This window comes from Burkholderia anthina (assembly GCF_001547525.1).
GTDB lineage: Bacteria > Pseudomonadota > Gammaproteobacteria > Burkholderiales > Burkholderiaceae > Burkholderia > Burkholderia semiarida.
Window position 1 is genome coordinate 3384767 of sequence record NZ_CM003768.1, and the last position, 22036, is coordinate 3406802.

Genomic DNA, 22036 nt, shown 5'->3' on the forward strand with positions numbered 1-22036 from the left:
GCCGCGCCTTGCTCACGGCACCGCGCCGACACGCTTCGAGCGCGCCCCGCGGCGCTCGTCCATCCAGCCGAGCCGATGCCAGCGTCCGCGCCCGGTACAATGGGCGCTTCCGATTTCTCTCTTCGCCGTTTCCCCATGTCGCTCTATTCCATTACCGGCGCGCAGCTCGCGTTCGGTCACGTCGCGTTGCTCGATCACGCGGATTTCTCGCTGGAAGCCGGCGAGCGGGTCGGCCTGATCGGCCGTAACGGCGCGGGCAAGTCGTCGCTGCTGAAGATCGTCGCCGGTCTTGCCAAGCCCGACGACGGGTTGATCACGCGCCAGCAGGAGCTCGTGACCGTCTACGTGCCGCAGGAGCCCGAATTCGAGCCGGGCGCGACGGTGTTCGACGCGGTCGCGTCGGGGCTGGCGCATACGCGCGAACTGCTCGAAGAATACGATTCGATCGCGCACCGCCTCGCGGAGATACCGGAAGGCGCCGAGCACGATGCGCTGCTCGCGCGGATGAACGCGTTGCAGTCGTCGCTTGACGCGCACGACGCATGGAACTGGCGCACGCGCGTGTCGATGACGCTCGCGCAGATCGGCCTGCAGGACGGCGACGCCAGCGTCGACGCGCTGTCGGGCGGGATGCAGAAGCGCGTCGCGCTGGCGCGTGCGCTGGTGCTGCAGCCGGACGTGCTGCTGCTCGACGAACCGACCAACCACCTCGATTTCGACGGCATCCGCTGGCTCGAGGAGCTGCTCGTCGCGCAGCGCGCGGGCCTGCTGTTCATCACCCACGATCGCGCGTTTCTCGATCGCGTCGCGACGCGCATCGTCGAGCTCGATCGCGGCCGGCTGCTGTCGTATCCGGGTAATTTCTCGGCATACCAGACGCGCAAGGCGCAGCAGCTCGAAGTCGAGCGCGTGGAAAACGAGAAGTTCGACAAGCTGCTCGCGCAGGAAGAAGTGTGGATCCGCAAGGGCGTCGAAGCGCGCCGTACGCGCAGCGTCGGGCGCATCGCGCGGCTCGTGCAGATGCGCAACGAGCGCGCGGAGCGCCGCAATGCGCAGGGCAACGTGAAGCTCGACGTCGCGCAGGGCGAGAAGTCCGGCAAGATCGTCGCGGAGCTGACGGACGTGACGAAGCGCTACGGCGGCCGCACGGTGGTCGACCGCTTCTCGACGACGGTGATGCGCGGCGACAAGATCGGCTTCGTCGGCCCGAACGGCGCCGGCAAGACCACGCTGCTGAAGCTGATCCTCGGCGAGCTGAAGCCCGACGAAGGCACGGTGCGCACCGGCACGAACCTGCAGGTCGCGTATTTCGACCAGATGCGCGCGCAGCTCGACCAGGAGAAGAGTCTGGCCGATACGATCAGCCCCGGCAGCGAATGGGTCGAGATCGGCGGCGTGCGCAAGCACGTGATGAGCTATCTCGGCGATTTCCTGTTCGCGCCGGAACGCGCGCGTTCGCCGGTGAAGTCGCTGTCGGGCGGCGAGCGCAACCGGCTGCTGCTCGCGCGCTTGTTCGCGCGTCCGGCCAACGTGCTGGTGCTCGACGAACCGACCAACGACCTCGACATCCCGACGCTCGAACTGCTCGAAGAGCTGCTGGCCGACTACGACGGCACGGTGCTGCTGGTCAGCCACGATCGCGCGTTCCTCGACAACGTCGTGACCTCGGTGATCGCGGCGGAGGGCGACGGCAAGTGGCGCGAATACGTCGGCGGCTTCACCGACTGGCAGATCCAGAGCGAGCGCTCGGAGCAGCTCGCGCAGCAGGAAGCGGCGAAGCGCGCGGTCAAGGAGGCGGCGCCCGCGAAGGACGAACCGGCGAAGAGTGCGGCCGGCCGCAACGCGCAGCGCACGGTGAAGCTGTCGTTCAACGAGCAGCGCGAACTCGATTCGCTGCCGGAGAAGATCGCCGCGCTCGAAGCGGAGCAGAAGACGATCAATGCGCAGCTCGAGGACGGCGCGATTTTCGCGAAGGATCCGCAGGAAGGCACGCGCCTGACCGAGCGGTTCGCGGCGATCGACGACGAATTGCTCGCCGCGCTCGAACGGTGGGAAACGCTCGAGGCGAAGCGCAAGCCGGCGTGACGCGCACGGCGGGTGCCGATCCCGAGATTGGCGCGCCACGCGGAACCAGTAAAATACCGCGCGTCCAGGGTCGCGCCGCGCACGCCGCGCGCCCGCTTTCGGAGCAGTCCAAGCACACCGTTGTTTCGATTCGCTTTTTTACGGAACTCAACGTTTTGTCCACGACGTTATCCACACGAGGTGTGGACAACGTCCCGATGAATGACGAAATTCAGCGCCTATGTCAACGAAGAAACCCAGCGCGGCCTATAGCGAAGCATCGATCAAGGTGCTCAAGGGTCTCGAGCCGGTCAAGCAGCGGCCCGGCATGTACACCCGTACCGAGAATCCGCTGCACATCATCCAGGAAGTCATCGACAACGCGTCCGACGAGGCGCTCGGCGGCTACGGCAAGCAGATCACGGTCACGCTGCATGCGGACCAGTCGGTCTCGGTCGAGGACGACGGCCGCGGTATCCCGTTCGGCATGCATCCCGAAGAGGGCGTGCCGGTCGTCGAGATCGTGTTCACGCGCCTGCACGCGGGCGGCAAGTTCGACAAGGCCGCGGGCGGCGCCTATACGTTCTCGGGCGGCTTGCACGGCGTCGGCGTGTCGGTGACGAACGCCCTCGCGACGCGTCTGGACGTGACGGTCTGGCGCGACGGCAAGATCGCCGAGCTCGGCTTCGCCGACGGCGACGTCGTGAAGCCGCTCGCCACGCAGGCGGCGGGCCGCGGCGAGAAGAAATCCGGCACGCGCGTGCAGGTGTGGCCGAATCCGAAGTACTTCGATTCGCCGAACCTGCCGCTCGGCGAGCTGCAGCGCCTGCTGCGCTCGAAGGCCGTGCTGCTGCCGGGCGTCGAGGTCGTGCTCGTCAACGAAAAGACGGGCGAGCGCCAGACCTGGAAGTATGAAGACGGCCTGCGCGGCTACCTGCTCGACGAAATGAACGGCAGCGAGCTGCTGATCCCGCTGTTCGAAGGCGAGCGCTTCGCCGACTCGCGTTCGACCGACGAAACCTTCGCCGAGGGCGAGGGCGCGTCGTGGGTCGTCGCATGGAGCGAGGAAGGCTCGCTCGTGCGCGAGTCGTACGTGAACCTGATCCCGACGCCGGCCGGCGGCACGCACGAGTCGGGGCTGCGCGACGGCCTGTACCAGGCGGTGAAGAGCTTCGTCGAACTGCACAACCTGCAGCCGAAGGGCGTGAAGCTGCTCGCGGAAGACGTGTTCGCGCGCGTGTCGTTCGTGCTGTCGGCGAAGGTGCTCGATCCGCAGTTCCAGGGGCAGATCAAGGAGCGGCTGAACAGCCGCGACGCGGTGAAGCTCGTGTCGTCGTTCTCGCGTCCGGCGCTCGAACTGTGGTTGAACCAGCACGTCGAGCACGGCAAGAAGCTCGCCGAACTCGTGATCAAGCAAGCGCAGGCGCGCACGCGCGCGGGCCAGAAGGTCGAGAAGCGCAAGAGCTCGGGCGTCGCGGTGCTGCCCGGCAAGCTGACCGATTGCGAGACGGAAGATATCGCGCGCAACGAACTGTTTCTCGTCGAGGGCGACTCGGCGGGCGGCTCCGCGAAAATGGGCCGCGACAAGGAATACCAGGCGATCCTGCCGCTGCGCGGCAAGGTGCTGAACACATGGGAAACCGAGCGCGACCGCCTGTTCGCGAACAACGAGGTGCACGACATCTCGGTCGCGATCGGCGTCGATCCGCACAGCCCGGACGACACCGTCGACCTGTCGAACCTGCGCTACGGCAAGATCTGCATCCTGTCGGACGCGGACGTCGACGGCTCGCACATCCAGGTGCTGCTGCTCACGCTGTTCTTCAAGCATTTCCCGCAACTGATCGAGCGCGGCCACGTGTACGTCGCGCGCCCGCCGCTGTTTCGCGTCGATGCGCCCGCGCGCGGCAAGAAGCCCGCGCAGAAGCTCTATGCGCTCGACGACGGCGAGCTCGAAGCGATCCTCGACAAGCTGCGCAAGGACGGCGTGCGCGACACGCAGTGGAGCATCAGCCGCTTCAAGGGCCTCGGCGAAATGAGCGCCGAGCAGCTGTGGGACACGACGATGAATCCCGACACGCGCCGCCTGATGCCGGTGAAGCTCGGCGAGCTCGACTACGAGGCGACCGTCGCGCGGATGACGATGCTGATGGGCAAGGGCGAGGCAGCCGCGCGGCGCGGCTGGCTCGAGGAAAAGGGCAACGAAGTCGAAGCGGACATTTAGTGCAGTGTTCGACGCCAATCGGCACTGATGCGCGGCGGCTTCGCGCCCGTGGCGGCGTCGCAAACGCGCATCCGCTGGCGCATCAGCACCGCTTGACATCGAACACTGCACCGCCGCTTCCGCGCGGCCGGGGATGACGCCCGGCCCGGCCTCACGCCACTTACGAATACGGAATTCAGATGGACGACAACACTTCCGATCTCTTCGCCAGCCCCGACGCGCCCGAGAGCGACGCGCTGACGCTCGGCAACTACGCGGAGCAGGCATATCTCAGCTACGCGGTCAGCGTCGTGAAAAGCCGCGCGCTGCCCGACGTCTGCGACGGCCAGAAGCCGGTGCAGCGCCGGATCCTGTTCGCGATGAACGAAATGGGCCTGGGGCCCGACGCGAAGCCGGTGAAGTCGGCGCGCGTGGTCGGCGACGTGCTCGGTAAATACCACCCGCACGGCGACCAGTCGGCGTACGACGCGCTCGTGCGGCTCGCGCAGGATTTCTCGCTGCGCTATCCGCTGATCGACGGGCAGGGCAACTTCGGCTCGCGCGACGGCGACGGCGCGGCGGCGATGCGTTACACCGAGGCGCGGCTCACGCCGATCTCGAAGCTGCTGCTCGACGAAATCGACCAGGGTACGGTCGACTTCATGCCGAACTACGACGGTTCGTTCGAGGAGCCGAAGACGCTGCCGAGCCGCATGCCGTTCGTGCTGCTGAACGGTGCATCGGGCATCGCGGTCGGCCTCGCCACCGAAATCCCGTCGCACAACCTGCGCGAAGTCGCGGCCGCGGCGGTCGCGCTGATCCGCAATCCGAAGCTCACGCACGCGGAGCTGATGAACCTGATTCCCGGCCCGGATTTCCCCGGCGGCGGCCAGATCATCTCGAGCGACACCGAAATCTCGGCGGCGTACGAAACGGGCCGCGGCAGCCTGAAGGTGCGTGCGAAGTGGAAGATCGAGGATCTCGCGCGCGGCCAGTGGCAGCTCGTCGTGACCGAGCTGCCGCCGAACACGTCGGGCCAGAAGGTGCTCGAGGAAATCGAGGAGCTGACCAATCCGAAGCTCAAGCTCGGCAAGAAGACGCTGACGCCCGAGCAGCTGAACACGAAGAAGGCGATGCTCGACCTGCTCGACGCGGTGCGCGACGAGTCGGGCAAGGAAGCGGCCGTGCGGCTCGTGTTCGAGCCGAAGTCGCGCACGATCGACCAGACGGAATTCGTGAACACGCTGCTCGCGTACACGAGCCTCGAATCGAACGCGACGCTGAACCTCGTGATGATCGGCGCCGACGGCCGGCCGGGCCAGAAGGGCCTGCTGACGATCCTCGACGAATGGGTGAAGTTCCGCCAGTTGACGATGACGCGCCGTTGCCGCCATCGTCTCGCGAAGGTCGACGATCGCATCCACATCCTCGAAGGGCGGATGATCGTCTTCCTGAACATCGACGAGGTGATCCGCATCATCCGCGAGTCGGACGAGCCGAAGGCCGCGCTGATGAGTGCGTTCGGCCTCAGCGAGCGGCAGGCCGAGGACATCCTCGAAATCCGGTTGCGCCAGCTCGCGCGGCTCGAGAAGATCAAGATCGAGAAGGAACTCGAAGGGCTGCGCGACGAGAAGGCGAAGCTCGAGGAACTGCTCGCGAACGAAAGCGCGATGAAGCGGCTGATGATCAAGGAGATCGAGGCCGATGCGAAGCAGTACGGCGACGATCGCCGCACGCTGATCCAGCAGGAAAAGCGCGCGACGTTCGAGGCGAAGGTGGTCGACGAGCCGGTGACGGTGGTCGTGTCGCAGAAGGGCTGGGTGCGCGCGCTGAAGGGCCACGGGCTCGATCCGGCCGGCTTCACGTTCAAGGCGGGCGACCACCTGTACGCGGCGTTCCAGTGCCGCACGCCGGATCGCCTGATCGCGTGGGGCAGCAGCGGCCGCGTGTACTCGGTCGACGTGGCGGTGCTGCCGGGCGGGCGCGGCGACGGCGTGCCGGTCACGTCGCTGATCGAGCTCGAATCGGGCTCGCACCTGATGCACTACTACGCGGCGCCGGCCGACCAGCAACTGCTGCTCGCGTCGAGCAATGGCTTCGGCTTCCTCGCGAAGGTCGGCGACATGGTGAGCCGCGTGAAGGCCGGCAAGTCGTTCATGACGATCGATGCGGGTGCGGTGCCGCTCGCGCCGATGCCGGTGCTGCCGAACGCGACGCAGGTCGCGTGCCTGTCGAGCGGCGGGCGCCTGCTGGTGTTCGGGATGGACGAAATGAAGACGCTGTCCGGCGGCGGCCGCGGCGTGATCCTGATGGCGCTCGACGACAAGGAAACGCTCGTGCAGGCGCTGGCGATCGATCCGGCCGGCGTCGTGCTGATCGGCACGGGCCGCGGCGGCAAGGTGCAGGACGAGACGCTGTCGTACGCGGGGCTCGCGCCGCACATCGGCAAGCGCGCTCGCAAGGGCCGCGCGCCGGACACGAAGCTCAAGGTCGTCACCGAGCTGCGTCCGCTGCTCGGCTGACGTCGCGCGATCGTCCGGATCGTCCGGAACATCCTGGTCAGCCACGGTCGCAGGCCGCACGTCCGCTTCGGCGGGCGTGCGGCTTTTTACTTTCGCGTCGGGATTCGGGCAAGCAAGCGTGGCGCCGTCACGCGCAACTTGCAAAATAATGTGAAATCGCGCCGCGGGCCTGAACCGCGACGCGGCGGGCGGGTCGAACGTCGCTCGATGCCGCGTGCGACGCGGCCGTTCGCTGCACCCCACTCATCACAGGATCGTCCTCATGTCCCACGCCATTGCCGTCGCGCTGTTTCTTCATCTGCTGGCCGTCGCCGTGTGGGTGGGCGGGATGGTCTTCGCACACTTCTGCCTGCGCCCGGCGCTGTCCGACCTGTCGCCGCAGCTGCGCTTGCCGCTGATCGAGGGCGTGTTCGGCCGGTTCTTCAACTGGGTTTCAGGGGCCGTGATCGTGATCCTGCTGTCCGGCGGCTTCCTGCTGATGAGCTTCGGCGGCGCGCATGCGACGTGGTCGCTGCATGCGATGGCGGGGCTCGGCGTCGTGATGATGCTGATCTTCGGGCACATCCGCTTCGCGCTGTTTCCGCGCATCCGCCGTGCGGTGCAGGCGCAAAACTGGCCGGACGGCGCGCGCGCGGTGAACGCGATGCGCCTGCTCGTCGTCGTGAATCTCGTGCTCGGCGTCGTCACGATCGGCGCGGCCGTGCTGTCGCGCGGTTTCTGACCGGCCGGCGTCAGGCCGCTGCCCTTCGTCGCGGGCCGGCGGCACGCGCCGCTACGCCGCCAGCATCGCATCGAGCAGCCATGAACCGGCCGGGCCGAGCGGCCGGTTGCGCGACCAGACCGCATCCACCCGCACGCGGCGAGGCCACCCGCGTGCACGCAGCTCGCACAGGCGGTCGCGCGCGAAGTGTTCGACCATCCAGCGCGGCAGCTCCGCCCAGCCGAACCCCAGTACCGCCATCTCCAGCAGCATCAGGTAGCTCGGCGCCAGCCAGTGCTGCGTGCCGACGACGATCCGGTCGTCGGTGCCGCGGCTTTCGGTCGTCACGTAGGTATTGAGGCGCAGTTCGCGCACGTCGCGCAGCGCCGCATGCGGCACCTCGGCGTCGCCGTATTCGGCGAGCGCATGCGTGCGGCCGACGAACAGCCCGATCTCCGATTCCTCCGCCACCGTCGCCGCGCCGATATCGGCCGGGTAGGCCGCGCGCGCGGCCATCAGCCCGAGTTGCGCGCGGCCTTGCTGGATCAGGTCGAGCACGTCGTCGTGCTCGGCGATCTGGCATTCGAGTTCGAGCGCCGGAAAGCGCCGTTCGAGCGCCATCAACGTTTCCTCGTAGCGCTTCGACTGGTACGTATCGGACACGACGAGCGTGAGCCGCGCTTCCTCGCCGCGCGCGAGCCGGGCGGCCGTGCGATCGATCGCCGCGCTGGCCTCGAGCGCGCGCTGCACCTGCGGCAGTAGCGCGCGGCCGGCCTCGGTGAGCGTCGGCGCGCGCGTCGAGCGATCGAACAACTGCACGCCGAGATCGATTTCGAGATTCGCGATCGCTTCCGACACCGTCGACTGACGCTTGCCGAGCTTGCGGGCGGCGGCCGTAAACGAGCCGAGCAGCGCCGCTTCGACGAAGGCGAGCAGGGCTTCGGGGGCGTGGTGCATGCGGTGCTCCGGGCAGCGTTATATCGGTAAAACCGATGATATCAAACTGGATTGGTACGGTATCGCCGATCAGAATGGCCGGCATGGATCAGCTAACGCATGGGAGTGCATCATGAAACAGATCAACAAAACGGTGACGGAGCGGCTGCTGCACGCGCTGACGTTCGAACTGGTGGCGATCGCGCTGTGCGCGCCGATCGGCGCGTGGCTGCTCGACATGCCGGTGTCGCACGTCGGCGTGCTGACGGTGATGGTGTCGCTGATCGCGATGGCGTGGAACATGACCTTCAACGCGCTGTTCGACCGCTTCGAGCGGCGCGCCGGGTTATCGCGCACGCTCGGCATGCGGATCGCGCACGCGGTGACGTTCGAGCTCGGCCTCGTCGCGATGGTGGTGCCGGTTGCCGCGTGGTGGCTGAACGTGAGCGTCGTCGAGGCGCTGCTGCTCGACCTCGGCATCGTGCTGTTCTTCCTGCCCTACACGTTCTGCTTCAACCTCGCGTACGACGCGCTGCGCGCCCGCTGGATGGCACGCCGGGTCGCCGTGCAGGCCGGTTGAGGCGGCAACGCGGGCCGCGCCGGGCAGGGCGACGGCCGCCGCCCGTCAGTGCGCGGCCCACAGCCACACGCTGCATGCCACGGCAACCGCGCCGTACACGGCATAGACGGGCACCTTGAAGCGCGTGAAGCACAGCGTCGCGAAAGCGCCCGTCAGCCAGTAAACGGGGTCGGCCGGCTCGCGATGCAGGATCTTCACGACTGCGACCACGAGAAAGCCCGTCGTCGCCGCGCGCAGCAGGCGCATCCCGTGCTCGAAGCGCGAATGGCGCTTGAGCCGGAGCAGGTGGTTCTGCGCAAATACGACGAGGCATCCCGACGGAATGAACAGCGCGGCCGTGGCGAGCAGCGCACCGATCCAGCCGTCGGTCAGGTAGCCGAGAAACGGCACGACGTTCAGCAGCGGCCCCGGCGCGACTGGCGACAGCGCGAAGGCGAGCGTGAAGTCGTGATCGGAGATGCCCGTCGCCGGCGACACGAACAGCGTCTTGAGCACCGGCAGCGCGGAGAAGCCGCCGCCGAACAGCGTCATGCCGGCGCCCGCGAGGCGCGGCCACAGCAGGTCCGCCTGGTAATCGCCCGGCAGCGGCACCGCGAACAGCACGACGAGCACGCCGAGCAGCACGAGCAGGCCGCGGTCGCGTTTCGACAACGTGAAATCGACCGCGTCGCGTTGCGACGGCCCCGTCAGCCAGCCTGCTGCAAACGCGGCGAACAGAATCCCGACGAAAGCGGCCGGACTATGCGCGAAAGCGAGCAGAATCGTCGATAGCGCGGCGATCGTCTGTTCGAGCCGCGTGCGCGCGAGCGAGCGCACCTGCTTGACCCACGTGACGCCGATCAGCGCGGCGAGCACCATCCCGAAGTGATTGATCAGCATCGGCGCGGCGAGCGAGCGCACGAGCGGCGTCTGATAGAAGATCGCGAACAGCGTCATCAGGATCGAGAACGGCAGCACGCTCGCGATGCCGGCGACCCATGCGCCGGCGCGACCGTGCAGCGTCTGGCCGACCTGCACGGCGACGTTGCAGCCGACGGGGCCCGGTACGAGCCATGCGAGCGCGACGAGATCGCCGAAGACGTGCGGCTCGATGCGCTGCAGCCGCTCCACGTAGTGGCGTTCGAGTTGCGCCATCATCGAAAGTCCGCCCCACGAGACGGCCGAAATGCCGGCGACGACCTTGAACAAGGCCCATAGGGATGCGGGTGCCTCTTCGACACGCGCGGTCGCTTCGACTTCGACGGTTGTCATGATTGTGTGGTTGGCGCAGGGCCGGATCTCTCGCGTAGGGCCGCGCCGGCGGCCCGCCGACACGTCGGCCCTCCCGATTGTCCGCCGCGCATCGTGACACTACCATGCGCGAAAACGCTAGTTAATGAACTAAACGATCGGATCGGAAAACGTAACAATTGCGGCGGCGCGCAACCCGCGCCGCGGCGGCAGCGGTGTGGTGTTCAGCTGCCCGTGCTGCCGGTCGCGCGTTGCGCGACGACGTTCAGGCGCTCGCCGCGCACGCCGAAGCGTGCGATCAGCGCGGGAATCGCGTCGGCCGGCACCGGGCGCGAGAACAGGAAGCCCTGCGCCTCGATTTCGCCGAGCGCGGACAGCCACGTGATCTGCTCCTCGGTCTCCGTGCCCTCGACGACGACGGTCAGCCCGAGCGAGCGCGCGAGATGCACGATCGACGACACCATCACGCACACGCTGCGATCGTTCGGAATCGCCTGCACGAACGAGCGGTCGACCTTCAGCGTGTCGACGGAGAAGCGGTGCAGGTACGACAGCGACGAATAGCCGGTGCCGAAATCGTCGAGCGCGATCCGGATGCCGAGCTTCTTCAGCGCGACGATCTTCTCGGACACGAGTTCCGGATATTCCATCATCGCGGTTTCGGTGATCTCGATCTCGAGCCGGTTCGCGTCGATGCCGGTGTCGTGCAGCGCCTGCGAGATCGTCTCGATCAGGTCGCCGCGCCAGAACTGCACGGGCGAGATGTTGACCGCGAGCGTCAGCGTGTCGTGGCCTTCGTCGCGCCAGCGCGCGATCTGCTCGCACGCGGTGCGGATCACGAAGTCGCCGATCGGCACGATGAGGCCGGTCGATTCGGCGATCGAAATGAATTCGTTCGCGGAGATCACGCCGTGCTCGGGATGGTCCCAGCGCGCGAGCGCCTCGAAGCCGGTGATCGTGCGGTGCGTGAGGTCGATCTTCGGCTGGTACGCGAGGAACAGCTGCCCCTCGGCGAGCGCGACGCGCAATTGCTGTTCCCAGCGCATCAGGTGGTCGGCGCGATGCGACAGGTGCGGCGCATAGAACTGGTAGCAGTTCTTGCCGGCGTCCTTCGCGCTGTACATCGCGAGGTCGGCCTTTTTCAGCAGGTCGATCTCGCTTTCGTTCGCGACGGTGTGCAGCGCGATGCCGATGCTCGCATGCAGCACGAACGAGCTGCCGCGTACGTCGAACGGCTCGCTGAACATCCGGATGATCGCTTCCGCGAGCCGCACCGCGCGCCGCTCGACGTCGTCGCCCTTCATCACGACGACGAACTCGTCGCCGCCGATGCGCGCGAGCGAGCCTTCGTCGCCGACCGCATCGGCCAGGCGCGACGCGGTCATCTGCAGCACGATGTCGCCGGCGTTGTGGCCGAGCGTGTCGTTGACGGTCTTGAAGTTGTCGAGATCGATGAACAGCAGCCCGAGCCGCGACAGGCTCGCGGGCATCGACACGTCGTTGCGCAGCCCGCGCAGCGTCGCATAGCGGTTCGCGAGGCCGGTGAGCAGGTCGTATTCGGCAAGCTGCGTCATTTCGCGCTCGCGGCCGAGCAGCTTGCCGATCAGGCCGGTCGCGACGCCGAAGAACGCGAGCATCGCGAGCGTGATGAAGCTCGTCATCAGCAGGTAGACGTTGCGCGTGTGGGTGTAGTCCGCGAACTCTTCCGTCTGCGACAGCCCGACCATCACCGCGAGCGGGTAGCCGTCGAGGTGGCGGTACGACACGATGCGCGTCACGCCGTCGATCGGATCGATGATCGTGCCGGTCACGCGCTCCGCGATCGGGTAGACGCCCGACGCGGAGAACGCGCCCGGCGCGTTGTTCACCGAGCCCGTGCGCCGCGCGAGCACGGCGCCCGTGTCGGACACGACCGCGATCACGCCTTCCTTGCCGATGGCCGCGTTGTTGTAGAAATCGTTCGTGAAGTAGCTCGGGTCCTCCGACACCACGACGATGCCGGCGAAGCTGCCGTCCGGATTGTTCAGGCGCCGCGTCATCTGCAGCGTCCAGTGGCTCGACACGCGGCCGAGCACGGGCTTGCTGATGAAGAGGCGATCGTCGTTGTGCGCGAGGTGGACCTTGAAGTGCTCGCGGTCGGACAGGTTGATCGGCTGCGGATGGAGTTCGGCGGTGTTCGCGAACAGGATGCCTTTCGCGTTGACGAGCGACACCTGGATCAGCGTATCGCTGGGCACGACGCCTTTCTCGACGGCGCTCGCGAGATTGAAGCGCGCCGGCGATTTCTCGAATTCGAACTTGACGAAGCGGGTGATCTGGTCGACCTGGTGGATCGCCTTGACCGTATGCTGCTCGAGCGCGGACGACAGGATCGCCGCGGAAGCGGCCGCTTCCTTGTACGCACTGTCCTTTTCAACGGACAGGCGCGCGATGATCACGGCCCACAGCAGCGCGAGCGCCAGCATCCCGAGCAGCGGGATGGCAAACAGCGCACGCCGGCGCGACTTGCGCGGCGCGCGCAGCGGCCGGTTCGGCGGCGTGTGGTTGGACCGGGCGGAGCTCATCGAAGAGGGTGGCGTCCTGCTCGCGTGCGCCATCCGTCTGGATGGCCGGCTATGGTTCGGATTGTCCCGACGTCTGTTCGTTCGCGGGACGCGCAACCATGGACAGACCTCCGAAACAACGGATTAGGCCCGATATTACTGGTTGGAACGTTTTTGCGATAGTTGGGCAAAGCGCGGGGCGCCGGACGCGCCCGTACCATCGCACATCGCGAAATGTCAGTGGGGTGAACGGAACGTGCCGTCGACGACCGTGACGACTTGGCCGCCGATCCAGGTCGTGCCGTCTTCGTCGTAGCGGACGAAGACGCGGCCGTCGCGGCCGATCGCCGTGCCCTGGCGGGCCGTATACGACGGGCCGGGGCGGCGTTCCTGCCGCGTCAGCAGCCCGGCCAGCGCGGCGTTCGCGCTGCCGGTGACGGGATCCTCGCCGGGCGTGCCGAACGTACCGCCCGTCATCAGGCAGCGGATCTCGAACGTCGCGGGGCCGCCTTCGGCGTGCGGTGCATAGGCGGCGAGGCCATCCACGCCGTAGCGGCGGGTCAGCGCCGCCAGCGCGGCCGGATCGGGCGACAGGCCGATGCACGCGTCGGCCGACTTCAGCCGCACGACCAGCCACGGCGCGCCGTTGTCGACCGCGCACGGCTCGGCATCGAGGTCGAGCGCGTCGCTGCGCAGCGCGGCGGCCAGTGCCGCGTAGTCCGAACGGTCGAGCGGCGTGACGCGCGCCGGCGGCGCGGCGAACGCCCAGCCGCCGGCCTGCTCGCGCAGCGCGACCCGGCCGACCCCGCACTGCTGGATCAGCCGGCCCGGCGTGCGCGGCCGCGCGCCGCTTTCGAGGAACGCGTGCGCGGTGCCGAGCGTCGGGTGGCCGGCGAACGGCAGTTCGCCGCCCGTCGTGAAGATCCGCACGCGATAGTCGGCTTCCGGATCGGTCGGCGTGCAGAGGAACGTCGTTTCCGACAGGTTCGTCCAGCGGGCGATCTCGAGCATGGTGTCGTCGCCGAGCGAATCGGCGTCGAACACCACGGCGAGCGGATTGCCCTTGAACGGCGCCGACGTGAACACGTCGACCTGCTTGAAGCGAACCAGACGGCCGGCCATCGCGACGCGCGCGTTACGCGACTTCGGCGATCAGTTCGATCTCGACGCACGCGCCGAGCGGGATCTGCGCGACGCCGAACGCCGAGCGCGCATGCTTGCCCGCGTCGCCGAACACTTCGGCGATCAGCTCCGACGCGCCGTTCGTCACGACGTGCTGTTCGGTGAAGTCGAGCGTCGAGTTGACGAGGCTCATCAGCTTGACGATGCGCGTGACCTTGTTCAAATCGCCGGTGTGCGCGTGCAGCGTCGCGAGCAGGTCGATCGCGATCGAGCGGGCGGCCGCCTTGCCGTCTTCCGTCTGCAGATCCGCGCCGAGCTTGCCGGCCCAGACCTTGCCGTCCTTCTTCGCGATGTGGCCCGACAGGTAGACCGTGTTGCCGCTTTGCGCGCTCATCACGTAGGCGGCGGCCGGCGCGCCGGCGGTCGGGAGCTCGATGCCGAGCGACTTCAGTTTGTCGTAGACGTTAGCCATGCGTTCGATTCCTCGTAGAGAGTCGTGACAGGGAAAAAGGGGATCAGAGGCGCTCGCCGAGGCGCTCGCGCAGCAGCTTGCCGAGACGCGCGACGCCTTCCTCGATCTTCTCGGGCGGCACCGTCACGAACGACAGGCGCAGCGTGTTCTGCTGCGCGTTCTCCGCGAAGAACGGCGCGCCCGGCACGAAGGCGACGTGGTTGTCGACGGCCGCGGCGAGCAGCTTCATGCTGTCGATCTGCGCGGGCAGGTTCACCCAGATGAACATCCCGCCTTCCGGGCGGTTCCACGTGACGCCTTCCGGCATGTGGCGCGCGAGCGCGCCGAGCATCGCGTCGCACTGCGCGCTGTACAGCTCGCGGATCGTCGGGATGTGCTCGTCGAGGAAGCCGTCCTTGATCACTTCGTGCGCGATGCGCTGCGTGAGCGTCGGCGTGTGCAGGTCGGTGGCCTGCTTGGCCTGCACGAGCTTGAAGTGGAGTTCCTCGGGCGCGATGATGTAGCCGATCCGCAGGCCCGGCGCGAGCACCTTCGAGAACGTGCCGAGGTGCACGACGTGGTCGGGCGCCATCGACAGCATCGTCGGCAGCGGCTCGCCCTGGTAGTTCAGCGCGCCGTACGGATCGTCCTCCAGCACCGGGAACGGGCTCGACTGCGCGAACGCGGCGAGCGCGCGGCGGCGCTCGACGGGCAGGCGGCGGCCGGTCGGGTTCTGGAAGTTCGGCTGCGCGTACAGCAGGCGCGCGCCTTGCGTGAGTTCGGGCGTGAGGCCTGCGGGCAGCAGGCCCTGCTCGTCGGTGGGCACCTGCACGTAGCGCGGCTCGTACAGCGAGAACGATTGCAGCGCGCCGAGGTAGGTCGGCGTTTCGACGAGGACCGGGCTGCCCGGATCGACGAGCGCCTTGCCGAGCAGGTCGAGCGCCTGCTGCGAACCGGTCGTGATCAGCACCTGCGACACGCGCACGCTGTAGCGCTCGGCGATCCACTCGCGCAGCGGCAGGTAGCCTTCGGTCGCGCTGTACTGGAGTGCCGCGGCCGGCGCGTCGCGCAGCACGCGGTCGGCGGCGGCGCGCATGCGTTCCGCCGGGAACGTCGCGGGAGCGGGCAGGCCGCCGGCGAACGAGATGACCTCGGGGCGTTCCGTGACCTTCAGGATCTCGCGGATCGCAGAGCTCGTCAGCTTGCGGGCGCGTTCGGAAAGCTGCCAGTGCGGCGGATGCAGGTCGCTCGGATTCATAGTCTCCTCGTTCGGATATCGTGGTCAGTCAAGAAAGGTCGTTCGGGCGGATCGCTTCGACGCCGCCGGGTGGGCGAGCGCGAGCACGATGAAGCCCTCGCGGCTGGGTAGGCAATACCGATCAGGCAAAGCGTCCATTATGGCGCACCTCATCAGCCGGCGCGAGCGGGGCGCGGTGCCGTGGCCACCGTCGAGCGGCGCCCGAGCACCACGGTCGCGATCACGGCCGCCGCGAACAGCCACGTGGACGGCGTGACCGTTTCGCCGAACAGCAGCGCGGAAAAGGCGATCGTGAAGAAAATCTGCAGCAATTGCACCTGGCCGACGCGCGCGGTGCCGCCCATCGCAAGCCCCGCGTACCACGCGAAAAAGCCGATGAATTGCGAAAAGAGGGTCACGTACCCGAACGCGAGCCACGTGCGCAGCGCGAGCGGGCCCGGATGCGCGGCGTGCTGCGTCCACGCGAGCCAGCCGACCGGCAGCACGAGGAATGGCGCCGACACGACGAGCGCCCAGCAGATCACCTGCCAGCCGCCGATCTGGCGCGCGAGGCGCGCGCCTTCCGCATAGCCGAGCGCGCCGATGCCGACCGCGACGAGCATCAGCGCGTCGCCGGCCTGCACGGTGCCGCCGCCGTCGCGCAGCGCGAACGCGATCACGAGCGCGCTGCCGGCCACCGCGCTGGCCCAGAACGCCTTCGACGGCCGTTCGTGCGACAGCCACGCCGCATACAGCGCGACGAACAACGGCTGCAGCCCGTTGACCACCGCGCCGTGCGAGGCCGGCACCGATTTCATCGCCCAAGCGGAGAACACCGGATACGCGATGATCACGCCGGCCGACGTGATCGCGAGGCTCTTCAGTTGCGCGCGGGTCGGCAGCGGCTCGCGGCGCCACCACAGCAGCAGGCCGGCCGGCACGGCGGCGGCGAGCGCGCGGCCGAGCCCGTTGAGCAGCGGATTGAGCTCGGATACGACGATCCGCGTCATCGGCAGCGTCAGGCTGAAGATCATCACGCCGATGAGGCCGAGCAGCATGCCCCGGGTTTCGCGCGAATTCATTCGTGGGTGTCTCCGTCTTGCAGGGTAGGTAGTCGGGCGGATGTTCAGCGCAGCGTGCGCGTGCCCTGCGGCGTGTCGAATTCGGCGACGAGCGCGGGCGGACCGTCGGTGGATTCGACGTCGAGCAGGTGCGCGGCGCCGAGCCAGTCGAGCTGCTCGCGGATCGTATCCGCACGCGGATGGGCGCCCTTGAGCGCCTTCAGCGCGACGCCGTCGTTCGGCAGCGAGTCGGCCGGATGACGCGGGCTGTCCCACTGGATCAGCGACGGCACGAGGCCGTCGCCCGCGCCTTGCCATGCGGGGAAGCTGCCGTCGTCGGGCACCGTGAGGCCCCAGCTCAAGTCGCCGCGCCGCATCGCGACGACGGGCGCGATGCGGGCCGGGTACTGGCGCTGCCACAGCGCAAGCTGGCGCGGGCGGTCGACGCGGGCGACCCAGTGCGCGAGAAACGGGCCCTGCGCGAGCCGAGCCTGAATCGCCGGATCGTCGAGCCCGAACAGCCGCGCGCGCGGCGGCTTCGCATCGTCGCCCGGCGCGGGCGCATCGGGGTCGATCGCGATCACTTCGAGGTAGAGCCCGCCCCACGCGCCGAACAGCGCATTGTGGGTCCGCATCAGCGGATGGCGGCCGCCGCCGGCCGGTTCGATGCCGAGTGCATCGGCGACATGGCGCACGCCTTCGTCGAGGGTACGCGCGGCAATCACGAGATGGTCGAGTGTCAGGGAGCGGGCTGGCATGAGCGTCGGTCGGGAAGCGAAAGTGTCATGGTAGGCGGACGACGTACCGGGCGGGGGCCGGGCCGGCCGGCGCACCGGCCGCGACGCGGGCCGGCGGGCGCGGCGCCTGGTATGGCGCGGCCGGAACGGCGGCAGCACGATCGCCATTCCGGTCAACTGTAATCGTCGCTACCGGCACAGTAACGGTACAATCGGCGCGATAGCCTTCGGTACAGTTGGAGCCGCCGCCCATGTCCACCGTCCCACTCGCCCAGATTCCCGCGCCGCACGACACGGCCACGCTCACGCTCGTCGACCAGCTGGTCCAGTGGGCGCGGCGGCGGATCGACGAACGCGTGTTCCGTCCCGGCATGCGCATGCCGTCGATCCGCAAGCTCGCGCTCGACAAGAGCGTGTCGCGCTTCACCGTCGTCGAGGCCTACGAGCGCCTCGTCGCGCAGGGCTACCTCGACTCGCGGCGCGGCTCCGGCTTCTACGTGCGCGAGCGCACGGGCGCTGGCCCGCAGCCGGCCGACGGCGTCGCGCGCGTGGCCGAGGCCGCGCCCGTGCACAACACGATCGACGTCGTCTGGCTGCTGCGCAACATGCTGCACACCGTCAGCCCGGAGAAGGGCCCGGGCCTCGGCTACCTGCCGGGCCGCTGGCTCGACGGCGAGCTGATCACCGGTGCGCTGCGCGCGCTCGGGCGCCAGTCGGGCGCGCAGATGCTCGGCTTCGGCACCGCGCAGGGCTTCCTGCCGCTGCGCCAGCAACTGCAGACGCGTCTGGCCGAAGTCGAGATCGGCGCGAAGCCCGAACAGATCGTGCTGGTGTCGGGCATCACGCAGGCGATCGACCTGATTTCGCGGATCTACATGCGGCCGGGCGATGCGGTGATCGTCGGCGATCCGGCATGGTTCCAGATGTTCGGCCGTTTCGCGGCGCAGGGCGCGCAACTCGTCGGGATGCCCTATACGCCCGACGGCCCCGACCTCGACGCGCTCGAAACCCTGGTGCAGATGTGGCGGCCGAAGATGCTCGTGATCAACTCGGTGCTGCAGAACCCGACCGGCACGTCGCTGTCGGCCGCGCAGGCGTTCCGGATCCTGAAGCTCGCGGAGGCCTACGATTTCCTCGTCGTCGAGGACGACGTGTACGGCGACCTGTGCCCGCCGAGCTATCCGGCCACGCGCCTCGCGAGCCTCGACCAATTGAAGCGCGTGATCTATCTCGGCAGCTATTCGAAGACGCTCGCGGCGAACCTGCGGGTCGGCTACGTGGCGTGCGCGCCGGAAATCGCGAAGGCGGTGACCGACCAGAAGATGCTGGTCGGGATGACCACGCCCGAGCTCAACGAGCGCGTGCTGTACAAGATCCTGACCGAAGGGCATTACCGGCGCCACGTCGAGCGGCTGCGCGCGCGGCTCGACGGCGTGCGCGACAAGACCGCGCGGATGCTCGAGCGCACGGGGCTCGGGCTCTTCACGATGCCGGCGGCCGGGATGTTCCTGTGGGCCGATACGGGCGTCGATTCGGACGCGCTCGCGGCGGTCGCGCACGAAGCCGGCTTTCTGCTGACGCCGGGCAGCCTGTTCTCGCCGCAGCAGTCGCCGTCCACGTGGATGCGCTTCAACGTCGCGAATTGCGGCGATCCGGCGTTGCCGGGGCTGCTGGCGGGCTATATCGACTCGGCGGTGCGGCGCGCGTCGTGACGCGGAATGGGGGAGGCCCGCTTCGCGAGCCGACGCGGAGGGCGGCGGTCCTTCAAACGGAGCGTTCCCTGACTGGAGGCCGCGTCGCATGGACTCGGGCCTCTTTGCCGCTGCGCGGCACGTTTTGCGCGTTACTGCTTCACGCGCTTCATGCTGCAACGCAATACGTCCGCGCTATCGCTGTTGTACCCGTCCAGGTTCCTGTAGCCCTTCGCGATCCAGTAATCCGGGTAAGCCGGGTCGAAATCAAGCGATATCACGCCGAAACCACAGGGCTGTCCCTTCAGCAAGAAGGCGATTTTCGGTGGGGCCGCGGTCGGATCGCTTCCGATCACTCGATAGGGGCGCTTCGCGCAATGCGCGAAAGGCGTGCGCCATTCGATCGTTTTTTCGGTCAGACGAAGTTGCCCGTCGCATTGCCGGCCGTGGCCGACGAACGTCCCGGCAAGCGGCTGATTGCCGGCCTGGGCCACACCTGCCAGCAGCGCGGTAATAAGGCCCAACGCGTGGGCGATTCTCACGGCGAGCATACGGGTTCCTTGCCCTGCTGAATGGTTGCCAGCGCGTAATCGAGCTTTTTTGCGTAAGTGCCGGGTGCTTTCGTGTTGTAAAGCCGACCGACATTTGCCGTAGTCATCGGCTTCCAGCCAATGATGACTTTGCGTATCGCCGCCTTCTTTTAATGTCACAGGTCATGGCGCCAATTCGGCGTCCGCTCTGACGCGGGGGCCGCGACGATCCGGCGCGGGCGGCGTTTTCGCCCCACCACCGCCAGGCGCCGATGCAGTCGCTCGGCCAGGATCCGGGGCGCGTGCGACATTTGAACAAATTTCCGTCCGCGGCAACATCGGACACGTTCGAATCTATGCGGATCGGTAACCGGTTCGGTCGGCCGCGCAGCCGGCATGCGCGATCCGCTTGCCGCGATCACCCGAGGCCCTTGAAATCGAGTCGTTCGTCCCCAGATGAGCGCGCAAACCCGCTCGGCATGGCATGGCGGGGGCGCCTATCAAGTTCAAGTAAGAGGAAACAGCATCCATGGCACATGAAACGATGAGCTTTCAGGCAGAGGTCAAGCAACTCCTCCACCTGATGATTCATTCGCTCTACAGCAACAAGGAAATCTTCCTGCGCGAACTGGTGTCGAACGCGTCCGACGCGGCCGACAAGCTGCGTTTCGAAGCGCTCGCGGACAACGCGCTGTACGAGAACGATCCGAACCTGCGCATCCGCATCGGCTTCGACAAGGCCGCGCGCACGATCACGATCGACGACAACGGCATCGGCATGAGCCGCGACGAGGCGATCGCGAACCTCGGCACGATCGCGCGTTCGGGCACCAAGGAATTCTTCACGAAGCTGTCGGGCGACCAGCAGAAGGACGCGGCGCTCATCGGCCAGTTCGGCGTCGGCTTCTACTCGGGCTTCATCGTCGCGGACAAGATCACCGTCGAGACGCGCCGCGCCGGCCTGCCGGCGAACGAGGCCGTGCGCTGGGAAAGCGCCGGCGAGGGCGATTTCACGATCGACGCGATCGAGCGCGCGCAGCGCGGCACGACGATCACGCTGCACCTGCGCGAAGGCGAGGACGACCTGCTGTCGTCGCACCGCCTGAAGTCGATCATCCAGAAGTACTCCGACCACATCGCGCTGCCGATCCTGATGCGCAAGGAAGAGTGGGATCAGGAAAAGGGCGAGATGGTCCTGAAGGACGAGGACGAAACCGTCAACCAGGCGAGCGCGCTGTGGACGCGTTCGAAGAGCGACGTCACCGACGAGCAGTACACGCAGTTCTACCAGCACATCGCGCACGACCACCAGGATCCGCTCACGTGGACGCACAACCGCGTCGAGGGCCGCAGCGAATACACGCAACTGCTGTTCGTGCCGGCGCGCGCGCCGTTCGACCTGTGGAACCGCGACTATCGCGGCGGCCTGAAGCTGTACGTGAAGCGCGTGTTCATCATGGACGATGCCGAGCAGCTGCTGCCGCAATATCTGCGATTCGTGAAGGGCGTCGTCGATTCGGCCGACCTGCCGCTGAACGTGTCGCGCGAGATCCTGCAGGAAAGCCGCGACGTGAAGGCGATCCGCGAAGGTGTGACCAAGCGCGCGCTGTCGATGCTCGAGGAACTCGCGAACGCGGAAGACGACGCCGGCAAGGAGAAGTACAAGACGTTCTGGCGCGCATTCGGCCAGGTGCTGAAGGAAGGCGTCGGCGAGGATCACGCGAACCGCGAGCGCATCGCGAAGCTGCTGCGCTTCGCGTCGACGCACGGCGACACCGACGCGCAGGACGTGTCGCTCGCCGACTACGTGTCGCGCATGAGGCCCGAGCAGAGCAAGATCTACTACGTGACCGCCGATACGTGGCAGGCCGCGAAGAACAGCCCGCATCTGGAAGTGTTCCGCAAGAAGGGCGTCGAGGTGCTGCTGCTGACCGACCGCGTCGACGAATGGATGCTGTCGTTCCTGCATGAGTTCGACGGCAAGCCGCTCGCGAGCGTGGCCCGCGGCGATCTGGATCTCGGCGAGCTGAACGACGAGGAGAAGAAGGCGCAGGAGCAGGCCGGCGAGGCGATCAAGCCGGTCGTCGAGAAGATGAAGGAAGCGCTCGGCGACAAGGTGAAGGAAGTGCGCGTCACGTTCCGCCTGACCGATTCGCCGTCGTGCCTCGTCGCGGACGACAACGACATGAGCGGCTACCTGCAGCGGATGCTGAAGGCGGCCGGCCAGAACGCGCCGGCGATGCAGCCGATCCTCGAGATCAACCCGGAGCACGCGCTCGTCAAGCAGCTGAATGCCGACAGCGCCGATTTCGGCGACTGGTGCCATCTGCTGTTCGATCAGGCGCTGCTGGCCGAAGGCGGCATGCTCGACGATCCGGCGAGCTTCGTGAAGCGGACCAACGCGCTGCTGCTGTCGCGCGCCGCGTGAA

16 protein-coding genes are annotated in these 22036 nt (G+C 67.6%); 7 read left to right on the top strand and 9 right to left on the bottom strand.

The window, feature by feature from the left end:
* Positions 1-135 precede the first annotated feature (135 nt).
* From WS64_RS15490 to WS64_RS15505, 4 genes are all read left to right on the top strand, one after another.
* Complete coding sequence (locus WS64_RS15490) at positions 136-2085, top strand: ATP-binding cassette domain-containing protein (RefSeq protein WP_059583760.1); 1950 nt, start codon at positions 136-138, stop codon at positions 2083-2085.
* A gap of 220 nt (positions 2086-2305) precedes the next feature.
* Positions 2306-4288 carry a DNA topoisomerase IV subunit B gene (gene parE, locus WS64_RS15495; protein WP_059583758.1) on the top strand — a complete coding sequence of 661 codons (1983 nt, stop codon included), beginning with the start codon at positions 2306-2308 and terminating at the stop codon, positions 4286-4288.
* Between the two features lie 179 nt (positions 4289-4467).
* Complete coding sequence (gene parC, locus WS64_RS15500; protein ID WP_059583757.1) at positions 4468-6789, top strand: DNA topoisomerase IV subunit A; 2322 nt, start codon at positions 4468-4470, stop codon at positions 6787-6789.
* Between the two features lie 262 nt (positions 6790-7051).
* Entirely contained in the window at positions 7052-7510 is a 459-nt protein-coding gene (locus tag WS64_RS15505; protein ID WP_060966808.1) for a CopD family protein, read from the top strand.
* A 51-nt stretch (positions 7511-7561) separates the two neighbouring features.
* Here WS64_RS15505 and WS64_RS15510 read toward each other — a convergent pair whose 3' ends face one another.
* Positions 7562-8446 carry a LysR family transcriptional regulator gene (locus WS64_RS15510; RefSeq protein ID WP_060966809.1) on the bottom strand — a complete coding sequence of 295 codons (885 nt, stop codon included), beginning with the start codon at positions 8444-8446 and terminating at the stop codon, positions 7562-7564.
* Positions 8447-8558: 112 nt separating this feature from the next.
* Here WS64_RS15510 and WS64_RS15515 point away from each other — a divergent pair, with 112 nt between their 5' ends.
* Complete coding sequence (locus WS64_RS15515) at positions 8559-9005, top strand: multidrug/biocide efflux PACE transporter (RefSeq protein ID WP_060966810.1); 447 nt, start codon at positions 8559-8561, stop codon at positions 9003-9005.
* 45 nt (positions 9006-9050) lie between these two features.
* On the opposite strand, the gene WS64_RS15520 is transcribed toward WS64_RS15515, so the two are convergent.
* The 7 genes from WS64_RS15520 to WS64_RS15550 form a co-directional block, all read right to left on the bottom strand.
* Positions 9051-10256, bottom strand: a complete 1206-nt coding sequence (locus tag WS64_RS15520) for a chromate transporter (RefSeq protein WP_060966811.1) — start codon at positions 10254-10256, stop codon at positions 9051-9053.
* Between the two features lie 203 nt (positions 10257-10459).
* Positions 10460-12799: a bifunctional diguanylate cyclase/phosphodiesterase gene (locus WS64_RS15525; RefSeq protein WP_059646420.1), complete on the bottom strand. Its 2340-nt coding sequence runs from the start codon at positions 12797-12799 to the stop codon at positions 10460-10462.
* Between the two features lie 216 nt (positions 12800-13015).
* Positions 13016-13900 carry a PhzF family phenazine biosynthesis protein gene (locus tag WS64_RS15530; RefSeq protein WP_060966812.1) on the bottom strand — a complete coding sequence of 295 codons (885 nt, stop codon included), beginning with the start codon at positions 13898-13900 and terminating at the stop codon, positions 13016-13018.
* A gap of 13 nt (positions 13901-13913) precedes the next feature.
* The gene (locus WS64_RS15535; RefSeq protein WP_006478174.1) at positions 13914-14372 is read right to left on the bottom strand and encodes a RidA family protein; all 459 of its coding nucleotides are present in this window, start codon (positions 14370-14372) and stop codon (positions 13914-13916) included.
* A 43-nt stretch (positions 14373-14415) separates the two neighbouring features.
* Entirely contained in the window at positions 14416-15609 is a 1194-nt protein-coding gene (locus tag WS64_RS15540; protein WP_060966813.1) for an aminotransferase-like domain-containing protein, read from the bottom strand.
* A 152-nt stretch (positions 15610-15761) separates the two neighbouring features.
* Positions 15762-16670 carry a DMT family transporter gene (locus WS64_RS15545; protein WP_060966814.1) on the bottom strand — a complete coding sequence of 303 codons (909 nt, stop codon included), beginning with the start codon at positions 16668-16670 and terminating at the stop codon, positions 15762-15764.
* A gap of 44 nt (positions 16671-16714) precedes the next feature.
* Positions 16715-17407, bottom strand: a complete 693-nt coding sequence (locus WS64_RS15550; RefSeq protein ID WP_060966815.1) for a VOC family protein — start codon at positions 17405-17407, stop codon at positions 16715-16717.
* A 230-nt stretch (positions 17408-17637) separates the two neighbouring features.
* Between WS64_RS15550 and WS64_RS15555 the strand changes: the two genes are divergently transcribed.
* On the top strand, positions 17638-19098 hold the full coding sequence (locus WS64_RS15555; protein WP_011545884.1) for an aminotransferase-like domain-containing protein: 1461 nt from the start codon (positions 17638-17640) through the stop codon (positions 19096-19098).
* A gap of 131 nt (positions 19099-19229) precedes the next feature.
* Here the strand turns inward: WS64_RS15555 and WS64_RS15560 are convergent, their stop codons facing one another.
* Positions 19230-19628 carry a hypothetical protein gene (locus WS64_RS15560; RefSeq protein ID WP_060966816.1) on the bottom strand — a complete coding sequence of 133 codons (399 nt, stop codon included), beginning with the start codon at positions 19626-19628 and terminating at the stop codon, positions 19230-19232.
* A 508-nt stretch (positions 19629-20136) separates the two neighbouring features.
* Between WS64_RS15560 and htpG the strand changes: the two genes are divergently transcribed.
* Positions 20137-22035: a molecular chaperone HtpG gene (gene htpG, locus WS64_RS15565; RefSeq protein WP_060966817.1), complete on the top strand. Its 1899-nt coding sequence runs from the start codon at positions 20137-20139 to the stop codon at positions 22033-22035.
* The last annotated feature ends 1 nt before the right edge of the window (position 22036 follow it).

What these genes read in the sequence shown, in the direction of transcription:
- WS64_RS15550 (WP_060966815.1), bottom strand. Translation starts at nt 17,407, where the DNA reads ATGCCAGCCCGCTCCCTGACACTCGACCATCTCGTGATTGCCGCGCGT.
- parC (WP_059583757.1), top strand. Translation starts at nt 4,468, where the DNA reads ATGGACGACAACACTTCCGATCTCTTCGCCAGCCCCGACGCGCCCGAG.
- WS64_RS15525 (WP_059646420.1), bottom strand. Translation starts at nt 12,799, where the DNA reads ATGAGCTCCGCCCGGTCCAACCACACGCCGCCGAACCGGCCGCTGCGC.
- WS64_RS15535 (WP_006478174.1), bottom strand. Translation starts at nt 14,372, where the DNA reads ATGGCTAACGTCTACGACAAACTGAAGTCGCTCGGCATCGAGCTCCCG.
- WS64_RS15515 (WP_060966810.1), top strand. Translation starts at nt 8,559, where the DNA reads ATGAAACAGATCAACAAAACGGTGACGGAGCGGCTGCTGCACGCGCTG.
- WS64_RS15545 (WP_060966814.1), bottom strand. Translation starts at nt 16,670, where the DNA reads ATGAATTCGCGCGAAACCCGGGGCATGCTGCTCGGCCTCATCGGCGTG.
- WS64_RS15505 (WP_060966808.1), top strand. Translation starts at nt 7,052, where the DNA reads ATGTCCCACGCCATTGCCGTCGCGCTGTTTCTTCATCTGCTGGCCGTC.
- WS64_RS15560 (WP_060966816.1), bottom strand. Translation starts at nt 19,628, where the DNA reads ATGCTCGCCGTGAGAATCGCCCACGCGTTGGGCCTTATTACCGCGCTG.
- WS64_RS15490 (WP_059583760.1), top strand. Translation starts at nt 136, where the DNA reads ATGTCGCTCTATTCCATTACCGGCGCGCAGCTCGCGTTCGGTCACGTC.
- WS64_RS15520 (WP_060966811.1), bottom strand. Translation starts at nt 10,256, where the DNA reads ATGACAACCGTCGAAGTCGAAGCGACCGCGCGTGTCGAAGAGGCACCC.
- htpG (WP_060966817.1), top strand. Translation starts at nt 20,137, where the DNA reads ATGGCACATGAAACGATGAGCTTTCAGGCAGAGGTCAAGCAACTCCTC.
- WS64_RS15555 (WP_011545884.1), top strand. Translation starts at nt 17,638, where the DNA reads ATGTCCACCGTCCCACTCGCCCAGATTCCCGCGCCGCACGACACGGCC.
- parE (WP_059583758.1), top strand. Translation starts at nt 2,306, where the DNA reads ATGTCAACGAAGAAACCCAGCGCGGCCTATAGCGAAGCATCGATCAAG.
- WS64_RS15530 (WP_060966812.1), bottom strand. Translation starts at nt 13,900, where the DNA reads ATGGCCGGCCGTCTGGTTCGCTTCAAGCAGGTCGACGTGTTCACGTCG.
- WS64_RS15540 (WP_060966813.1), bottom strand. Translation starts at nt 15,609, where the DNA reads ATGAATCCGAGCGACCTGCATCCGCCGCACTGGCAGCTTTCCGAACGC.
- WS64_RS15510 (WP_060966809.1), bottom strand. Translation starts at nt 8,446, where the DNA reads ATGCACCACGCCCCCGAAGCCCTGCTCGCCTTCGTCGAAGCGGCGCTG.